We start from the raw sequence: 14,562 nt of genomic DNA, 5'->3' as shown, positions 1-14,562 counted from the left end.
CATTTTATAAAATAAAAGAAGTGCGAATTTTAGTTTTTTTGCTTTGCGTTCTAGGTACTAATTGCTTTTGTCAATCTTCTGTTGAAAGCTTTGAAATGCGTCAAGACTCGTTACGCAGCGAACTTTTGAAATTCAAAAATGATACACTTTTATTCGGGACAGTTATCGAAGAGCATTACATCGGTGGGCTTGTTAAAAATGAGGGGGATCAACTGAAGTTTGTCCTTCCTTTTGATCTGCACGCTCCTGATTGTGGAGCCCCTGATTGCTACACCACTGAGTTGACATTTCAAATTTCAAATGAATACCCATTAAAGTTTCCCAATCAAATTGAAGTAAAGATATATGAGTATGGTTGTGTGAAAAATCAGGAATGGTCCAGTGGTTTTAGCCTTGCAAAGTTTGATAAAAAGCAGGTAAACTATTATTCTGCAGATTTAAGGAGCAACCTTTACTTTACTAAAGACGGGAGATTACTTTATTTCCCGCACAACGAAAGTAAATCATTAAGCTTGAAAGAGCTGGAAGAGTGGCTTTTTAAAAATGAGTCGGATGGTTTAGAAATCCCACCATACGAATCTACACTAATGAAATCATTTGAGTATATGAACTTTTTTGGAAAAAGATAGCTTAGCAAATAGAATTCCTTCTTTAAAGTCTCCCCAGTGTGACTGCCAACTGAAAACCCCCTTACACCGCCATCTCTTTTTCCAACAGCTGAATATTATTTTGAATACGCTCCTTAACCAGATTCATCATACGTTTGTTTAGCGCAGACGAATTTTGAATGTAGCTGCGGTATTCCTCAACCGTAAACTGGCCAATCACCATTCCCTTTAAACTGTTTCTAAACTTGATGTCTTTCTGAATCGCATTTTCGATGTAATTCATACGGCGCTCAATGGTCAGGTTGTAAAACACATTTTTATGCTTGGCGATGTAGTTGCGAAAAGCTTCCAGAAGCAGGTCGTTTTGCAATTTAACCACCGGTCTGAGTGTACCGTTTTGAAATTGCTCGTCAGCGCTCATCGAGTCGTTTACCTGAGCCGATGGAATTGAAGGTCTTAACGCAAGTAACTGGGTATCCCGGGTTTCCATAAAGTGAAGTTTTCTAAAATTACAATTATATCAAACGCTTCAAGTACGATGCCAAAAGAGTTGTAAACGACTTATAAACAAACTAACCTCCTTGACATTCAATCTGCTTTCTTTTGAAGGGAAGGCCGGGATGGGATGTTCCGTTAAAGTGCTCTTAATCCGCCCCCGGCTTTAGCCTGCGGTTGCTAACTTTAAGGAAAATATTCGCATAAATACTATGATTCAGTCTATAAATCCTTACAATCAGGAGGTTGTATTTGAAACCAAAGAATTCACTAAAAAACAAACCGAAGATGCCATAGATGCAGCACACGAGCGGTTCTTATCCTGGCGGAAAACATCGTTTACTGAACGCAGTAAATTGATGCAGGCTGCGGCAGACGAACTCAAAAAGAACAAACAGGAATATGCTGAAACCATGACGCTCGAGATGGGAAAACCCATCAGCCAGTCAGTCGCCGAGATTGAGAAATGCGCCTGGGTTTGTGAATACTATGCCGAGCACGCTGAAAGTCACCTGGCAGACAAAACCATTAAAACCGATGCTTTAGAAAGCTACGTGAGTTATGCGCCCATAGGTGTGGTGCTTGCGGTAATGCCCTGGAATTATCCATTCTGGCAGGTCTTTCGCTTTGCGGCTCCGGCTCTAATGGCGGGTAATATCGGGGTGCTGAAACACGCTAGTAATGTAATGCGCAGTGCAGATAATATTCAAAAGGTTTTTGAACGGGCGGGCTTCCCTAAAGGTTGTTTTACGCATATGCCCCTAAGTAGTTCAAAGATCGACGACGTGATTAAAAATCCCAAAATCAAAGCGGTTACCCTCACCGGAAGCAAACCGGCCGGTAGCGCTGTTGCAGCAACTGCCGGAAGCGAAATTAAAAAGTCGGTTCTCGAACTCGGCGGCAGTAATGCTCTGGTGGTTTTTGAGGATTGTGATCTGGACGAAACCCTGAAAACCACGGTACAGGCGCGTTTTCAGAATACGGGACAAAGCTGTATCGCGGGTAAGCGTTTGCTTGTACACGAGGATATTGCCGAAGCATTTACCGAAAAATACGTTAAAGCCGTACGCGAACTCAAAAGCGGCGATCCGATGGCGGAAGATACCTTTATCGGGGTGATGGCGCGACCCGATCTCGCTGAGGAACTTGAAGAACAACTGCAGGCCAGCGTTAAAGCCGGAGCTAAAATCCTCATTGGCGGGAAACGGGATAAAGCCTATTTTGAACCTACCGTTGTTACCGGTGTTACTCCCGAAATGTCCCTGTTTAAAGAGGAAACTTTCGGTCCGGTAATTGGCATCACGACTTTTAAAACCGAAGAAGAAGCGGTAGACCTGGTCAATCAATCCGCATTTGGTCTGGGTGTTTCCATTTTTACTGAAGATAAGAAGCGTGCTAAAAAACTCGTTCCTCAATTTGAAGACGGGGCCGTGTTTGTCAACGAACTTGTGAAAAGCGATCCGCGTTTGCCTTTTGGCGGCACCAAGATTTCCGGTTATGGCCGCGAACTTTCCGCAGACGGAATTCAGGAGTTTGTCAATAAAAAAACGGTTTATTTTAAATAGTAATATGAAAGTAGAAGGAGGAGTTATTTTCTCAGGAGAATTAAAGAATATAGAACAAAGAATATAGAACAAAGAATAAGGAAAAAGGAATAAGGAATAAGAAATAAGGAATAAGGAATAAGAAATAAGGAATTCATTTCTTACGATTCAACGATTCAACGATTCAACGATTCAACGATTCAACGATTCAACGATTCCACGATTCCACGATTCCACGATTCCTCCTTTCAACTCTTCCCTAAAAAGTATATCTTTTAACCATTAAACACCCTAAACCTAAAAAGCATGCCCGATATTAACATACGCCGCGTAAAAAAAAGCGATACTGATTTTATTTTGAATTTGTTGCCCAGCCTGGCTGACCCGGAGCTGCCCCATTGGCGCGATCCCGATGTGATGCTTGATATTGATCAGCGAATATTAAAATCGGAGATTCACGACGGGAGTGAAGACAATGCCATTTTTATTGCTGAAGATGTCGCAACCAAACAGCAACTCGGTTTTATCTTTCTGGAAATAGGTACCGATTATTACCATCGCGAACCCCACGGTCATATTGCGGACATCATCGTTTCGCCTGATGCCCGTGGCCGTGGAATTGGTAAAATGCTGATGGCAAAAGCCGAAGAATGGACCAAAGACTGCGGTTACAAACTGCTTACCCTTAACGTCTTTGACGACAACAAAAAAGCCCGAAAACTCTACAAGTCTCTGGGCTTTTCTCCCGATTTAACCAAATATGGCAAAATCCTGGAGTAAAAAATCGAAAATACGAAATTAGAAATACGGAGTTGTTTTTGAGAATTGAGAACAATAAACAATGCATTTATTTGTCCACCTTCCAACTATTCAAACTTCAGCTTTAAACCTAATATTAATAAAAATAGAAATAATAATATTTGAATTTACCACCTCTGGTGCACATCAGCTTTGATGTACTCTTTATAAATGCCATTCATCTTTTTGATTTGCGCCTGAGTCAATTTTTTTCGGTCTAGGGCAGAAAGGTTAGACATCAAATGCTCTTCTTTAGAGGCACCGGGGATGATGGTGCTTACTTCCGGATATTGTAATATCCATTGCAGTGCGATTGGAGCGAGATTGTCAGTATCCGGAAATAGTTGTTTCAATTCATTTACCGCTTCGATTCCTTTCTCGTAATCAACACCTGAAAAGGTTTCGCCTTTATCAAAAGCTTCGCCATCCCTGTTGAAATTACGATGGTCTTCCGCCTCAAAAGAAGTGTTTTTATCAAACTTTCCGGTAAGGAGACCGCTGGCGAGTGGCACCCGCACAATCACACCTACATTATTTTTTTCCGCTTCGCGAAAGAATAACTCCGCCGGACGCTGTCTAAACAGGTTAAAGATGATTTGCACGGTGGTAACGTTGTCGTATTGCATCGCTTTGATACCTTCTTCTACTTTCTCAACGCTAACGCCCAGGTTTGCGATTTTTCCTTCCTTTTTCAAATCGTCAAAAAGACCGAAAATCTCCGGTCTGTAATAGGTATCGGTAGGAGGGCAGTGCAGTTGTATGAGATCGAGACGTTCCAGTCCGGTATTTTTAAGACTGTCTTCCACAAATTTGCGTAGCGCTTTTGGTGTATAACCTGCATCCACGTGCGGATTGATCTGCCGCCCGCACTTGGTCGCCACATAAACGTTTTCTTTTCTGCTGCGAACCACACGGCCTACAGCGGCTTCGCTCATTCCGTTTTCATAAACGTCTGCGGTGTCAATAAAATTAACTCCGCTATCGATTGCACTATGGATTATTTTTTCGGCGTGAGCGTCGTCAAAACCCGAGCCCCATTTACCGCCTACCTGCCATGTACCCAGTGATAGTTCAGAAATTTTAAGGTTGGTTTTACCTAATGTGCGATAGTTCATGAAAATGTGTTTTAAAATTTGCACTAAAAGTACAAAACCACTTCAGTTCTGCTAACAGAATCCTCTTAAAGCGGTCTTAAAATAGTTGATTTTGAAAAATTACGCCGATAGCGCTCTTTTTCGGCTTTTGCCAAGGCTAAACGCCAATTAATAAATAGTTTTACAGCGTATGAAAAAACAAGTGGTAATCATCCGTTCTATTCGTGTCATCAGGCAAGCTTGATGCGGAACGGTGTATATTAACTCAAAACCTTCCGCCGGCCGGGAGGTTTTTTTTTGACCGCTTTTTTTTCAAACCAAAACAAGCTTTTTTGCAGTATTGAACATAGTAGTATTTTGTATTCAAGTATCTGTAAATCAGTTTTTTAATTAGTTTTTAAGATTTTTTGGTATATCCAAAGGTTTTTAAGACTAAAGCTATTAAAATGAATGAATAACTAATTTCGACTTAGAATTATACTAATGGAATTGAATAAATACAGTAAAACTGTTACTCAGGATCCCACATTGCCGGCAGCACAGGCAATGCTACACGCCATCGGTCTGACCGATGAAGATTTGAAAAAACCCTTTATCGGTATCGCAAGTACCGGTTATGAGGGCAATCCCTGTAATATGCACCTCAATGATTTGGCGACTCACGTCAAAAAAGGTGCTGAGCAGGCCGATATGGTGGGCTTAATTTTTAATACAATTGGCGTAAGCGACGGGATCTCAAACGGGACTCCGGGAATGCGTTTTTCGCTGCCTTCGCGCGACATCATTGCAGACTCTATTGAGACGGTGATGCAGGCGATGAGCTACGACGGTCTTGTGACTGTGGTAGGTTGCGACAAGAATATGCCGGGTGCACTGATGGCGCAGTTGCGTTTAAATCGTCCGTCGATATTGGTGTACGGTGGTACCATCGCTTCCGGTTGTCATAATGGAAAAAAACTCGATATCATTTCGGCTTTTGAAGCGTATGGTCAAAAAGTAGCCGGAACCATCGACGAGAACGAATACAAAGAAGTGGTACACAAAGCCTGCCCCGGTGCGGGTGCCTGTGGCGGTATGTACACGGCAAACACGATGGCTTCAGCGATTGAGGCTTTAGGTATGTCGCTTCCGTTTAACTCTTCAAACCCTGCGGTTACAGACAGTAATATTAAAGAGCAGGAATGTGTAAAGGCCGGTGAGGCGCTTAAACTGCTTTTAGAAAAAAATATTAAACCTTCAGATATCGTTACCCGCAAATCGCTTGAAAATGCGTTTAGGCTGGTAACTGTTTTGGGAGGTTCTACCAACGCAGTGCTTCACTTTTTGGCAATAGCCAAAGCAGCACAGGTTGAATTTACGCTGAAAGATTTCCAGAAAATCAGCGATAACACCCCGCTTTTGGCTGACTTAAAGCCTAGCGGAAGATACTCGATGGAAGATTTGCACGGAGTAGGCGGAATTCCCGGTGTGCTGAAGTATATGCTGGATAACGACATGCTGCACGGCGACTGTCTTACTGTAACCGGAAAGACTTTGGCTGAAAACCTGAAAGACGTACCCAATCTGATCGACGGTCAGGACATCGTACGCACTTTAGACAAGCCAATAAAAGATAGCGGTCACATCCGTATTCTTTTTGGTAACCTCGCCACCGAAGGTGCTGTTGCTAAAATCACCGGAAAAGAAGGTCTGGAGTTTAGGGGAACTGCCAATGTTTTTGACAGTGAAGCAGCGGTGAATGAGGGCATCAAAAACGGTAAGGTTAAAAAAGGTGATGTGGTGATCATTCGCTACGAAGGACCAAAAGGTGGACCCGGTATGCCCGAAATGCTGAAGCCTACTTCCTTCATTATGGGAGCCGGTTTAGGTAAAGATGTGGCTCTTATTACGGATGGTCGCTTCTCCGGAGGTTCTCACGGTTTTGTGGTGGGTCACGTATCTCCCGAAGCTCAGGTAGGGGGTAACATCGCACTGGTTGAAAATGGCGATATCATTGCTATTGACGCGGTTAAGAATACAATCAATATTGAAATTTCTGACGAAGAGTTAGAAAAAAGAAGATCAAAATGGACAGCTCCAAAACTTAGATTTGAGCGCGGGGCACTTTATAAATATGCTAAAACGGTCTCGTCAGCTTCTAAAGGTTGTGTGACAGACGAAATGTAGAAGGCTTATGGAAACACAAACAATTAAATTGCAGGACACAGCTGTAGAAGCTACACAGCGCATCACCGGTAAAGAGGCGATCATCAAGTGTTTGCTTGCAGAAGGCGTTGACACCCTGTACGGTTACCCGGGAGGGGCAATCATGCCGGTTTATGACGAGTTGTATAAATACCAGGATCGCTTGCATCACGTGCTTACCCGCCACGAGCAGGGGGCTACTCACGCAGCCCAGGGTTATGCCCGCGTGAGCGGTAAAGTAGGTGTGGCGATCGCGACTTCAGGTCCCGGTGCGACCAACCTGATTACCGGTATTGCCGATGCACAAATAGACTCTACTCCGATGGTATGTATTACCGGGCAGGTAGCTTCGCATTTGCTGGGAAGTGATGCCTTTCAGGAAACCGATATCATCGGTATTTCGACTCCGGTAACCAAATGGAATTACCAGATCACCAAAGCTTCTGAAATTCCAGAAGTGATGGCTAAGGCGTTTTACATCGCGCGTAGTGGCCGTCCCGGTCCGGTTCTTATTGACATCACCAAAGATGCGCAGTTCGAGGAGTTTGATTTCGCTTATAAAAAATGTACTGCGGTACGCAGCTACAAGCCGATTCCCAAGTTGAATCCGGAGTCGGTACAGGCTGCTGCAGCTATGATTAACGCAGCAAAAAGACCTATGATCGTTTGGGGTCAGGGTGTGATTTTAGGTAAAGCTGAGGAAGAGTTTAAGGCAGTTGTTGAGAAATCAGGGGTTCCTGCCGCATGGACCATCCTTGGTGTTTCTGCAATCCCAACCGAGCATCCGCTTAACGTGGGTATGGTGGGTATGCACGGAAATTACGGGCCAAACGTGCTTACTAACGAATGCGATGTATTGATCGCAATCGGGATGCGTTTTGATGACCGGGTGACCGGGAATCTTGCAACCTATGCGAAACAGGCAAAAGTGATCCACTTTGAGATTGATCCTGCTGAGGTGAACAAAAACGTAAATGCAGATATCGCGGTTTTGGGCGATAGCAAAGAAACCCTTGCTGCATTACTTCCTTTGCTTGAGCAAAAAGAATATCCGGAGTGGCACAACCGCTTTAAGGAAATGTATAAGATCGAGTACGATAAAATCATCAAAAACGATTTGAAACCAGAAAAAGAAGGCCTTACCATGGGTGAGGTGCTTGAAGGGATCAATGCCGTTTCAAAAGGTGAAGCGGTTATCGTTTCAGACGTGGGGCAGCATCAAATGATCGCCTGTCGTTATGCCAAATTCAACAAGTCTAAGAGTAACGTGACCTCAGGAGGTTTGGGTACTATGGGCTTTGCGCTTCCGGCAGCTATAGGTGCAAAAATGGGAGCTCCCGAGCGTCCTGTAGTTGCAATTATAGGGGATGGCGGTTACCAGATGACCATTCAGGAACTGGGCACTATTTTCCAGACTAAAGTTCCGGTAAAAATCGTCGTTTTAAACAACGATTTCCTGGGAATGGTGCGCCAGTGGCAACAGTTGTTCTTTGACCGTCGTTATGCTTCCACAGAGTTGATCAATCCTGATTTTGTGGCTATTGCAAAAGGTTATTACATCGATGCCCAGCGCGTGACCAAGCGTGAGGAGCTATCCGGTGCGATTGAAGAAATGATGGCTGCAGAAGGGCCCTATTTCCTTGAGGTTAAAGTAGAAAAAGAAGATAACGTATTCCCGATGATCCCAACAGGAGCATCCGTTTCAGACATAAGATTAGAATAGTGATGAGCGAGACAAAAACCTATACCGTATCTATTTATACCGAAAATAATATTGGTTTGCTAAACCGTATTTCGGCCATATTTCAGCGTAGAAAAATCAATATCGAAAGCCTGAACACTTCGATCTCTGAGATTGAAGGCGTATCGCGTTTTACCATAGTGATCAACCTGACTGAAGAGCGCATGAAAAAAATCATCGGCCAGCTTGAAAAGCAGGTTGAAGTGATCAAAGCTTTTTACCATACTGATGAAGAGACGATTTTTCTGGAAACCTGCCTGTTTAAAATAAAGTCAGACTTGCTTTTTGAAGAACGTCAGATTCAGAATATCATCAAAGAAAGCAACGCGCGCATTGTTACTGTAAACAAAGAGTTTTTTGTTTTGGAAAAAGCCGGGCGTCGCAGCGAGATCGAATTGCTGTACCGCGAGCTCAGTGCTTTCGGCATCATGCAGTTTGTGCGCAGTGGGCGCATTGCGGTGACTAAAGATGAAATGAAAATCTCTGCGCTTTTAAAAGAGTTTGCAGAGTAAATCAATTCCCTATCCAACAGAAATTAACGAATCATAATCAATAAAAACAGAATCAAAATGTCAAATTACTTTAACACCTTGTCTCTTAGAGAGCAATTGGCTCAGCTGGCGAAATGCCGATTTATGGAGTCTGATGAATTCTCAAACGGGATCGAAGCATTACGCGATAAAAAAGTAGTTATCGTGGGTTGCGGTGCACAAGGTTTGAACCAGGGTTTAAATATGCGCGACAGCGGCCTGGATATTTCGTATGCATTGCGTGAAGGTGCCATTAAAGACAAACGCGCTTCCTATAAGAACGCGGTAGATAACGGGTTTAACGTAGGTACTTACGACGAACTCATCCCAACTGCAGACCTGGTATGTAACCTTACACCAGATAAGCAGCACACTTCAGTAATCAACGCGATTATGCCTTTGATGAAAGAAGGAGCGACTTTGGCCTACAGCCACGGTTTCAACATCGTTGAAGAAGGCATGCAAATCCGTAAAGACCTTACGGTAATTATGTGTGCGCCTAAATGTCCCGGTTCTGAGGTTCGTGAGGAATACAAGCGTGGGTTTGGTGTACCAACACTAATCGCGGTTCACCCGGAAAACGATCCACAAGGAAAAGGTCTTGAGGAAGCTAAGGCTTATGCTGTAGCAACCGGAGGTCACCGCGCGGGTGTTTTAGAATCTTCATTTGTTGCCGAAGTGAAAAGTGACCTTATGGGTGAGCAAACCATTCTTTGCGGAATGTTGCAAACCGGTTCGATCCTGTGCTTCAACAAGATGATCGAAAAAGGAATTGACAAAGGCTATGCTTCAAAATTGATTCAGTACGGTTGGGAAACCATCACCGAAGCTTTAAAGCACGGTGGTATTACCAATATGATGGACCGTCTGAACAATCCGTCTAAAATCAAGGCTTTTGAACTGGCTGAAGAAATTAAAGACATCACCCGTCCGCTGTTCCACAAGCATATGGACGATATCATCTCCGGTCATTTCTCAAAAACGATGATGGAAGACTGGGCCAATGATGATGCCAACTTATTAAAATGGCGTGCCGAAACCGGAGAGACTGCTTTTGAGAAGACTCCTGCCGGAAGTATGGAAATCAGCGAGCAGGAATACTTCGATCACGGGGTGCTTATGGTTGCCATGGTTAAAGCCGGGGTTGAACTTGCTTTTGAAACCATGACCGAAGCCGGAATCATCGAGGAGTCTGCGTATTACGAATCCTTGCACGAAACTCCGCTTATCGCAAACACCATCGCACGTAAGAAATTGTTTGAGATGAACCGTGTGATTTCAGACACTGCTGAATACGGATGTTACCTGTTTGATCATGCCTGTAAGCCTATGCTTACCGACTTTATGAAGAAAATAGATACTAACGTAATCGGTAAAGCTTACGCTGCCGATAATGGCGTAGACAACAAAACCTTAATCGCTGTTAATGACGCTATCCGCTCACACACTGTAGAAGAAGTGGGTGCCTGGTTGCGTGAGTCTATGACTGCGATGAAGGAGATTAAGACCGTAGCCGCTGAAGAGGTTACTGCCTAATCAACCCAGAACTGAGTTTAACTGCCGGGCTTTAGTGAAAAGCCTGAAGCCCGTGCAGTCAATCAAAATAAATGCATTTTGAGCGACTTAAAAACCACCTATTTCCCCAGTTTAGAAGACGTTAAAAAGGCTGCACAAACCCTTAAGGGTGTTGCAGCCTTAACGCCTTTATTGCCCAGCCTGAGTTATTCCAAAAGACTTGGGGCAAACATCCTGCTCAAGCGTGAAGATTTGCAGCAGGTGCGATCCTACAAAATACGGGGGGCTTTCAATAAAATTAGTTCGTTAAGCCAGGAAGACCGCGCCAAAGGAATCGTTTGTGCCAGCGCCGGGAATCACGCGCAGGGCGTAGCTTTCGCCTGTGCGAAACTAAAAATAAACGGGACTATTTTTATGCCTGCGCCTACACCCAAGCAAAAGATCGAGCAGGTTGAGATGTTTGGCGGTGAATATGCCAAGATCGTGCTTACCGGCGATACCTTTGATGATGCGTATAAAGCTTCAAAAATTGAGTGCGACGCGCTGGGTAAGGTCTTTGTACATCCTTTTGATGACGAAAAAATCATCGAGGGGCAGGCTACCGTAGGACTGGAGATTATTGAGCAGGCCACCGAAGAGATTGATTATGTTTTTGTACCTGTTGGTGGAGGTGGATTAGCTTCCGGCTTAAGTACGGTTTTTAGCCTGTTGTCACCTAATACTAAAGTAATCGGGGTGGAGCCTGAAGGTGCGCCTTCGATGAGTACCTCGATCTTCAATAAAGAAAACACTACACTTTCGTTAATCGAAAAATTTGTAGACGGGGCGGCCGTGCAGCGCGTAGGGGATCGCAACTTTGCAATTTGTAAAGAAAACCTTCATAAAATGGTAACGGTGCCCGAAGGTAAAGTGTGCCAGACCATCTTAGATTTATACAATAAAGACGCGATAGTGGTAGAACCGGCCGGGGCGTTGACCCTTTCGGTTTTAGATCAGTTTGCCGAGGAGATTAAAGGTAAAAATGTGGTGTGTATCGTAAGCGGAAGCAACAACGATATTACCCGTACCGCAGAGATCAAAGAGCGTGCGCTCTTATACCGCGGCCTAAAGCATTATTTTATCATTCGGTTTCCCCAGCGCGCGGGTGCCTTGCGGGAGTTTTTGAATGAGATTTTAGGGCCTGAGGATGATATTACCTTTTTTGAATACAAGAAAAAGACCTCACGCGAAGATGGTCCTGCCGTTGTAGGTATTGAGATCAAAGACCGTGCAGACCTCGATCCTTTAATCGCGCGCATGAAAAAGCGCAACTTTTTTGGGGAATACTTAAATGATAAACCCGACTTGTTTGAATTTTTAATCTGATAGTTCGTTTGACAACCAACCTAACCATGAAACCATTAACTACAGAAATACCTGCACAGTTTAGCGTGCAGCCCATAGAACAAAAAGCCTATCTCATCAACGGAAAGCTGCTCAACTGGGAAGGAGAGACGGCTGACGTTTTTTCAAGCATTCATACCGAAGTTGACGGAAAGCGTAAACCTACCCGTCTGGGATCCATCCCAAGTTTGGGTGAGGCAGAGGCTGTTGCTGCAGTTGAAGCAGCGCATCAGGCGTATGAACGCGGGCAGGGGCTTTGGCCAACCATGAAAGTCGCAGACCGCATCAGGTGTATGCAGACTTTTGTTGCCAAAATGAAAGAAAAGCGCGAGCTGATCGTAAAACTGCTGATGTGGGAAATAGGTAAAAACCATCCCGATTCTCAAAAGGAGTTTGACCGTACGGTAGAGTACATTCTCGATACCATCGAAGATTATAAGGATATGGATCGCGACAGTGCCAAATTCCATAAGGAAGCCGGTATTCACGCGCACATTCGCCGCGGGCCCTTGGGCGTGGTTCTGTGTTTAGGGCCTTATAACTATCCACTAAACGAAACCTTTTGTTTGCTGATTCCGGCCCTGATTATGGGAAATACGGCGGTATTTAAACCGGCAAAACACGGGGTTTTGTTGATCACACCTCTGCTCGAAGCCTTCCAGGAAAGTTTTCCTCCGGGCGTTGTGAATATTTTATTTGGTAGAGGCAGGGCGGTAGCTACTCCCATCATGAAAACCGGAAAAGTAGATGTTCTGGCTTTAATTGGTCACAGTTCGTCTGCAAACGCGCTGCAGGCATTGCATCCCAAACAAAACCGACTGCGTTTGGTTTTAGGTTTGGAAGCTAAAAATCCGGCGATTATTCTTCCCGATGCTGATTTGGACCTTGCAGTGGCAGAGTGTATCGCGGGAACGCTCTCTTTTAACGGGCAACGTTGTACGGCGCTTAAAGTGATTTATGTACATGAAAATATCGCGGAAACCTTCAACCGTAAGTTTGCACAGGCGGTAGATGCGTTGAAATTTGGTTTACCCTGGGAGGAGGGAGTAAGCCTTACTCCGCTTCCGGAACCCTCAAAGCCGGCTTATATTCAGGGATTGATTGACGATGCAAAAGCCAAAGGCGCTTCCATCTTAAATGAAAAAGGCGGTACGCATTCAGAGAATTTCATTTGGCCAGCAGTATTGTTTCCGGTGACCAAAGATATGGAAGTGTACAAAGAAGAACAGTTCGGGCCGGTAATCCCTGTGCTCACCTTTAAGCATATTGATGAGCCGCTTGATGATATGGCAGAGTCTAATTACGGGCAACAGGTGAGTTTGTTTGGTAAAGAGGTCAAAGCACTTGCACCGCTTATCGATACGCTGGTGAACCTGGTATGCCGTGTGAATCTTAACAGCTCCTGCCAGCGTGGTCCTGACGTGTATCCGTTTACCGGAAGAAAGGATTCTGCTGTGGGAACCCTGAGCGTTCATGATGCCTTGCGTTCGTTTTCGATACGCACTTTTGTGGCTTCAAAAGACAACGCCTATAACAATGCCATTTTAAATGAACTTTTAGACACTAAAAAATCAAATTTTGTAAGTACCGATTACTTGTTGTAATCCGGTAATAATGGAAGATTAATTAAAAAATCAATAGTGATTATTGGAATTTGGAAGAAAATCTGAAGAAATCATAAAAAAAGTAGATTTATGTGATATTTACCTTTAAAAAGGGGCTGTCATTTAAATCTACTTTGTATTTTAGCACAACAAATGAAGGGAATAGTATTACATATGGAAGAATTCAAACAAGCCGTAAGCGCCTTGTTCCATTCTTTATATCCTGTTGCTAGAGAGACCCACAGTTCTTTAGTATTTATCCCCGTGCGTCGCCATGAGCGTCGTCGCCCCTAGTGGGTGCAGTTTTATTGGGAACTTAGGTGAGTCCGGTTCCGTCTTCAAATCAAATTTCAATTTCACTTTTTTTCTAACTTCCAATTCTAAAGAATATGGAAATTACCATTGCTAATAAATCCCATGCGGGATATGCACAATACATTTGCGACACGATCGCAGAATCTGCTAAAGTACGCGGTACCGGTATCGCCAAGCGCACTCCAGAATATGTAATTACCAAAATGGAAAACGGTAACGCTGTTATCGCTCTTGATGGCGATAAGTTTGCCGGTTTTTGTTACATCGAGGCCTGGGGACACGGTAAATTTGTAGCCAATAGCGGTCTTATCGTACATCCTGATTACCGGGGCAGCGGTCTTGCCCGGCAGATTAAAGAAGCCATTTTTAAACATTCGCGCACAAAATATCCCGATGCCAAAGTTTTTGGGATCACGACCGGTCTTGCAGTGATGAAAATCAATTCGGAACTGGGCTATAAACCCGTTACGTTCTCGGAGCTTACCGATGATCCTACCTTCTGGAAAGGCTGTCAAACCTGTCGTAATTACGATATACTGCAGCGAACCGAGCAGAAGATGTGCCTCTGCACCGGGATGCTTTACGATCCGGCCAAGGAGGAAAAGAAGAAAGCAGAAAACCCGGAAGAGCTTAAAAAAAAAGACAAAAAGCTAAATCCGAAGGCTTTTACACGTCTCAAGAGCATCAAGGAACATCTCTTTTTGAAAAAAGAAAAAAAGGAACAAGATTAACCCGGTTTTTACTCAATACA

At 44.0% G+C, this 14,562-nt stretch carries 12 protein-coding genes; 10 read left to right on the top strand and 2 right to left on the bottom strand.

Features of this window, described 5'->3' with window-relative positions:
- Positions 1-20: 20 nt before the first annotated feature.
- Positions 21-629, top strand: coding sequence for a hypothetical protein (locus LLW17_RS13375; protein ID WP_228230794.1), 609 nt, complete (start codon positions 21-23; stop codon positions 627-629).
- A gap of 61 nt (positions 630-690) precedes the next feature.
- Here LLW17_RS13375 and LLW17_RS13370 read toward each other — a convergent pair whose 3' ends face one another.
- Entirely contained in the window at positions 691-1,098 is a 408-nt protein-coding gene (locus tag LLW17_RS13370; RefSeq protein WP_228230793.1) for a glyoxalase, read from the bottom strand.
- A 217-nt stretch (positions 1,099-1,315) separates the two neighbouring features.
- On the opposite strand from LLW17_RS13370, the gene LLW17_RS13365 reads away from it, so the two are divergent.
- Positions 1,316-2,668: an NAD-dependent succinate-semialdehyde dehydrogenase gene (locus tag LLW17_RS13365; protein WP_228230792.1), complete on the top strand. Its 1,353-nt coding sequence runs from the start codon at positions 1,316-1,318 to the stop codon at positions 2,666-2,668.
- Between the two features lie 285 nt (positions 2,669-2,953).
- The gene (locus LLW17_RS13360; protein WP_228230791.1) at positions 2,954-3,427 is read left to right on the top strand and encodes a GNAT family N-acetyltransferase; all 474 of its coding nucleotides are present in this window, start codon (positions 2,954-2,956) and stop codon (positions 3,425-3,427) included.
- A 146-nt stretch (positions 3,428-3,573) separates the two neighbouring features.
- On the opposite strand, the gene LLW17_RS13355 is transcribed toward LLW17_RS13360, so the two are convergent.
- A complete protein-coding gene (locus LLW17_RS13355; protein WP_228230790.1) occupies positions 3,574-4,560 on the bottom strand; it encodes an aldo/keto reductase in 987 nt (328 codons plus the stop codon).
- 462 nt (positions 4,561-5,022) lie between these two features.
- Between LLW17_RS13355 and ilvD the strand changes: the two genes are divergently transcribed.
- From ilvD to LLW17_RS13320, 7 genes are all read left to right on the top strand, one after another.
- The gene (ilvD, locus tag LLW17_RS13350) at positions 5,023-6,705 is read left to right on the top strand and encodes a dihydroxy-acid dehydratase (protein WP_228230789.1); all 1,683 of its coding nucleotides are present in this window, start codon (positions 5,023-5,025) and stop codon (positions 6,703-6,705) included.
- Positions 6,706-6,712: 7 nt separating this feature from the next.
- Positions 6,713-8,446 (top strand): biosynthetic-type acetolactate synthase large subunit, encoded by a 1,734-nt coding sequence (gene ilvB / locus LLW17_RS13345; protein ID WP_228230788.1) that lies wholly within the window; start codon positions 6,713-6,715, stop codon positions 8,444-8,446.
- A gap of 2 nt (positions 8,447-8,448) precedes the next feature.
- Positions 8,449-8,976, top strand: coding sequence for an acetolactate synthase small subunit (ilvN, locus tag LLW17_RS13340; protein ID WP_228230787.1), 528 nt, complete (start codon positions 8,449-8,451; stop codon positions 8,974-8,976).
- Positions 8,977-9,033: 57 nt separating this feature from the next.
- Complete coding sequence (ilvC, locus tag LLW17_RS13335; protein WP_228230786.1) at positions 9,034-10,530, top strand: ketol-acid reductoisomerase; 1,497 nt, start codon at positions 9,034-9,036, stop codon at positions 10,528-10,530.
- A gap of 78 nt (positions 10,531-10,608) precedes the next feature.
- Positions 10,609-11,874: a threonine ammonia-lyase IlvA gene (ilvA, locus tag LLW17_RS13330; protein ID WP_228230785.1), complete on the top strand. Its 1,266-nt coding sequence runs from the start codon at positions 10,609-10,611 to the stop codon at positions 11,872-11,874.
- A 26-nt stretch (positions 11,875-11,900) separates the two neighbouring features.
- Positions 11,901-13,496 (top strand): NADP-dependent glyceraldehyde-3-phosphate dehydrogenase, encoded by a 1,596-nt coding sequence (locus tag LLW17_RS13325; protein ID WP_228230784.1) that lies wholly within the window; start codon positions 11,901-11,903, stop codon positions 13,494-13,496.
- A 389-nt stretch (positions 13,497-13,885) separates the two neighbouring features.
- Positions 13,886-14,542 carry a GNAT family N-acetyltransferase gene (locus tag LLW17_RS13320; protein ID WP_228230783.1) on the top strand — a complete coding sequence of 219 codons (657 nt, stop codon included), beginning with the start codon at positions 13,886-13,888 and terminating at the stop codon, positions 14,540-14,542.
- The last annotated feature ends 20 nt before the right edge of the window (positions 14,543-14,562 follow it).

Source organism: Leeuwenhoekiella parthenopeia (assembly GCF_020782115.1).
Lineage (GTDB): Bacteria > Bacteroidota > Bacteroidia > Flavobacteriales > Flavobacteriaceae > Leeuwenhoekiella > Leeuwenhoekiella parthenopeia.
This window is presented reverse-complemented; position numbering and strand designations above follow the sequence as displayed.

Coding starts and splice junctions, on each gene's coding strand:
- LLW17_RS13370 (WP_228230793.1), bottom strand. CDS start 1,098: ATGGAAACCCGGGATACCCAGTTACTTGCGTTAAGACCTTCAATTCCA.
- LLW17_RS13365 (WP_228230792.1), top strand. CDS start 1,316: ATGATTCAGTCTATAAATCCTTACAATCAGGAGGTTGTATTTGAAACC.
- LLW17_RS13360 (WP_228230791.1), top strand. CDS start 2,954: ATGCCCGATATTAACATACGCCGCGTAAAAAAAAGCGATACTGATTTT.
- LLW17_RS13355 (WP_228230790.1), bottom strand. CDS start 4,560: ATGAACTATCGCACATTAGGTAAAACCAACCTTAAAATTTCTGAACTA.
- ilvD (WP_228230789.1), top strand. CDS start 5,023: ATGGAATTGAATAAATACAGTAAAACTGTTACTCAGGATCCCACATTG.
- ilvB (WP_228230788.1), top strand. CDS start 6,713: ATGGAAACACAAACAATTAAATTGCAGGACACAGCTGTAGAAGCTACA.
- ilvN (WP_228230787.1), top strand. CDS start 8,449: ATGAGCGAGACAAAAACCTATACCGTATCTATTTATACCGAAAATAAT.
- ilvC (WP_228230786.1), top strand. CDS start 9,034: ATGTCAAATTACTTTAACACCTTGTCTCTTAGAGAGCAATTGGCTCAG.
- LLW17_RS13325 (WP_228230784.1), top strand. CDS start 11,901: ATGAAACCATTAACTACAGAAATACCTGCACAGTTTAGCGTGCAGCCC.
- LLW17_RS13320 (WP_228230783.1), top strand. CDS start 13,886: ATGGAAATTACCATTGCTAATAAATCCCATGCGGGATATGCACAATAC.